The sequence below is a fragment of the uncultured Nostoc sp. genome (assembly GCF_964245445.1).
Lineage (GTDB): Bacteria > Cyanobacteriota > Cyanobacteriia > Cyanobacteriales > Nostocaceae > Nostoc.
The window spans coordinates 1-4,252 of the sequence record NZ_CAXTNE010000438.1 but is presented as its reverse complement, the minus strand read 5'-3'; the positions used below and the strand labels follow the sequence as shown (position 1 = coordinate 4,252).

The following is a 4,252-nucleotide window of genomic DNA, read 5'->3' as shown; positions in this document are numbered from 1 at the left end:
CTCCTTGTTGAGAAGTAGATTACCATACTTTTTTATTAGTGGGATAGTTTCATAAATACATGAATAGTGAATGGTGCGTAGTTTACCGCCGTAGGCATCACTTCCCATAGCGTAACGCACCCTACAAGACAATTTATTGCGCGATCGCACTCAACAATAACTAACAACTTGAGCTACTAGCGAACCGCGACGAAACCAGCTTGCTCAATTGCTCTTTGCCCTTCATCAGTTAATAAAAGATTGGCATAAGCATTTCCAATCTGCTGTTCCCGACCTTTATTCTGCTTAATAATCACAAACAAGTTAGCGATAATGGGATAGCTGCCATCTTTAATAGCCTGAGTATTTAGCTGGTTGCGCTGACGTAGGCATTGCTCAGGTGACACCAGAGGTTCGCGATAGGGGGCAATTAGCTGACCAGAAGTGCTACCCAATCGCAAAGCCTTCACACTACATTGAGGTAATACTGAACGGGCAGAAGCGTAATAGACACTACCAGGAGTTTTACTGAGTTGGCGCACTGCCTCTGTAGTAGAGTAGACATACTGCACATTAGAGCCAAATGCTTGCCCCTTCAAGCTGCTGTTGCTGGGGAATATTACTGTATCTGCGTCTTCTGGTCTTTGAGATAAAGGTGTGATGGCTAGGTTTGGCCCACCTACTTGATTCCAGTTAGTAATTTTCCCCAAATAAATCTGCTGTAATTGGTCAACAGTTAAACCAGGCACATTGAGTGATGGGTTGACTACCACTGCTACTCCATCCATACCCACTTGACGTTGCTCAAGGGTGAAGCCTCGCTCTTTTGCCATAGCTTGTTCTTCATCTGTCAGGGGACGGGAAGACTGAGCAAAGTCTAGTTTCCCATCAAGCAACATCTGAATGCCGGAGCTAGAACCAGGGCTACCACTAACAGGGTTTACATAGTGTAATTGTAATTCTGGGCGATCGCTCTGGATCTCAGAATCTACCAATTGCCGGATAGATGCCCAAGCTGTACTGCCTCCATAGTTAAATGAGGCATTAGGGACATCAGCTACTGTCTGAAAAGTTGATGCACTACTAGCGAGGCTGTTTAAATTTTCATTAGAGGAATTAACGCTATTGCGGGACAATAAATTCGGCTTGAGTAACCACCAAAGCAGTCCGCCAATAACCATAAGTGTCAGCACTTTCCCAATAATCAAACCTCTTAGAAAGAGGCCAATTTCACCGTTAATTAAAGCTCTTCTTTGATTTGTATTGTCCATATCTTTAAATCTTTAAATGTTGTTTATTATATTTATCCTACAGGAATCTATAAATATTTAGGTTAAGAATAAATCTGGAATAAGCCAGTTAATAGTGATTTTTATGATTGCTGGTAGATGATTAATTCTTTCTAATGTAGTACAATTCCATTTCTTCTTTGGTAGCCTTTAGCAATGGTGGAATTGCTTTTATAGACTCCTCTGTTAGCTACTGATTTAGCTACTTGGCGATTGACCTTAATATTAGTGAACCGTGGCTCAAGCAATTTTTCTCTAAAATTATTTAATTGAGTAGGTTGCTTTGGAGGTGATGTACCTGTATTAATAAATGTATATATTAAAACTAGTACTATCAAACTAGTGATAGCACCAAGCCCTATTCCCAACAGCAAAATAAAATTTTTATAATTTAGAAAATGGCTATCATCAGTATTTTGGTTTATGTCAGTAGATTGTAAGGACTCTGACAACGCCAGATCAGAATTAAGCGCTTGCAAAGCTTCTGCGGCAGATTGGTAACGCTGGTTGTAGCGATCGCAAACCATTGTATCTAAAATATTTGCCAGAGCGTCGCTTACCTGTGCCTGATCGCGCCAAAGAAGTTCTCCAGTGTTGGGATCTTCTTGTAGTTGCTCAGGTATTAAACCTGTCAAAGCTTGAATACCAATCATCCCTACTGCATAGATATCGCTGCAAAGTTTTGGCTTTCCCTTAGCCTGTTCGCTTGGCATATAGCCAGGAGTCCCAACAGAAATTGTTAAGCCTGCTCCTAAAGCACCAATTTTCTTAATACTTCCAAAGTCAATTAGCACAATCTTCTGATCGGAGTGCCGCCGCATTAAATTTTGGGGCTTAATATCCCGGTGAATAATGTTATTTTGGTGGACGAAGGACAGAACTTCTAGGATATCTTTTAATAAATTTAAGACTACATTTTCGCTAAGACGCTCACCTGGTACAATTTCTTGAGTTAATGCATAACCGTCAATAAATTCCTGGACTAAATAGAAATCCCCATCTTCATTAAAATGGGCAAATAGTCTAGGAATTTGGTCGTGGTCGTTGCCTAGCTGGTATAAAACTTCCGCTTCCCGATCAAATAGGCTTTTAGCGATGGGTAGAACAGCAGGATTGGTATCTTTTGGGTGGAAATGTTTGACGACACAATGGGGTCGTCCTGGTAAATCTAGGTCTACGGCTAAGTAGGTATCACCAGAACCCCCGCTTCCTAAGTGTTTGACAATCTCAAAGCGATTCCGAAGTGTTTTTCTGGCGAGAGAGTATTGATGTCTTTTACGTGTACCACCTGATAACAAGTAAGTATTACCAGTTCCTCCGCTTCCCAGCAGTTTGACTGTCTCAAAGCGACTCCGAAGTTTTTTTCTAACTAGAGGGTTCTGGCTCATGTGGCGTATACTACTCGTTAATTTACTGACCATTCAGAGCTTAGGTGAGGTTATGAACACCTGCCGCTAAATTTGTTGGTATTTGAGGCAGTCAGCTTCTCAGGCGACTTATGCTTTTGAGCAGTTTTATGCTTAACCGCATGATTGGTTGATTTCATCCCTCATATGGGTATCTTAATATAAAAATTTATTTTTGTAATAATTCTATAATCTTATCATTTATGTAAATTTAACACTAGCCCACAGTATTTATAATTGCCGACAGATGACAACATTCATGAGTCAGGAGATTTATTTTAAGTCTTGGGTCTGATTGCTGATAACACCTAGAACAGTGGCATTTAAAGGCATCAGTATTCTTACGTGTCCACTAGAATTATGTTACCAGATTTTAGTTATTAATAACGGCGATCGCTTCGTCATATCAACGTTAATTAGACAAAAATCAAAAAAACAGGTAAGTTCTTGAGGTAAAAACTCAGTGATGGTTTGGAGGCAAACAAGTGTTAGTTGTCAATCACTCACATATCAACTTACAGTATATTAACTAGTTATTCAATAGTTTCTATAAAACATCCAACTTTTCCAACCTTTCCCACCTTTTACTCGCGCCTGTATCACTTGCAATAAATCAGTTGCATTTAGCAAAACTCATAGTGGAAAAAGTTTACCCTGGTTTTAATATATTTTCTGTAACTCTTGCTAGGTAAAGAATAAAACTGTTTTATAAAGAATAAAAAACGTTTTAGATAATTTTCCAGATATTTAATCTTCTAGAAACAGTCCTAATTTAGATTTTGCTGCCAGTCGATAGATAAAATAATGTGATATCAGGGCAGATAACTGTAACGGCAGCATTCTATTAATTAAAAAAGCCCCCACTAGGGGGCCTATTTAAGTTGTCCGCGTGGAATGAACAACTAATAATTAATACTCACAGTAAATACAGTAATCCGAACAAAATAATCCAAATCACGTCAACGAAGTGCCAGTATATTTCGGCTGCTTCAATGCCAAAGTGCTTTTCGTTACTGTAATGACCCGGAACGCGCGATCGCCACAACACAGCAACAATTGCCAAAACGCCAAGGGTAACGTGCAATCCGTGGAAACCAGTCAAAACGTAAAATGCACTGGCAAATAAATTGGTAGTTAAACCAAATTCTAAATGGGTATATTCATATACTTGACCCACTAAGAAAATAGCACCCATCGCAGCCGTAATTGCTAACCAGATTTTTGCACCCCGCGTATCGTTCTTTTTGATAGCAGTGTCAGCATTGTGCATGACAAAACTACTAGAAATTAGATTGATGGTGTTGACTCCAGGTAACAGTAGTTCTAATTCTGGAGTACCTGCTGGCGGCCATGCAGGTAAGGTAGCACGGAAAGCCAAATAGGCTCCGAACAACCCCATAAAAATCATCCCTTCAGCAATCAGAAAGACAATTAGTCCAAACATACGATGGTCTGGATGTTCTTCGTGATGGCCGACGGACGCTTCCGCCGCGTGGTGATGATTTAGTTCGGTTTTAGCTGGGTCAATAGTTTGACTTTGCATGAATTTTTATAAGTGGGGAGTGGGGAGTGGGGAAT

The 4,252-nt window shown here is 40.0% G+C and carries 3 protein-coding genes; all 3 read right to left on the bottom strand.

The features are described from left to right. Window positions 1-176: 176 nt before the first annotated feature. Complete coding sequence (locus tag ACFE90_RS36780; RefSeq protein WP_375507173.1) at window positions 177-1,250, bottom strand: PstS family phosphate ABC transporter substrate-binding protein; 1,074 nt, start codon at window positions 1,248-1,250, stop codon at window positions 177-179. Window positions 1,251-1,381: 131 nt separating this feature from the next. After that, window positions 1,382-2,656, bottom strand: a complete 1,275-nt coding sequence (locus ACFE90_RS36775) for a protein kinase (RefSeq protein ID WP_375507172.1) — start codon at window positions 2,654-2,656, stop codon at window positions 1,382-1,384. A gap of 934 nt (window positions 2,657-3,590) precedes the next feature. Beyond that, a complete protein-coding gene (locus ACFE90_RS36770; protein WP_375507171.1) occupies window positions 3,591-4,217 on the bottom strand; it encodes a heme-copper oxidase subunit III in 627 nt (208 codons plus the stop codon). Window positions 4,218-4,252: the final 35 nt, after the last annotated feature.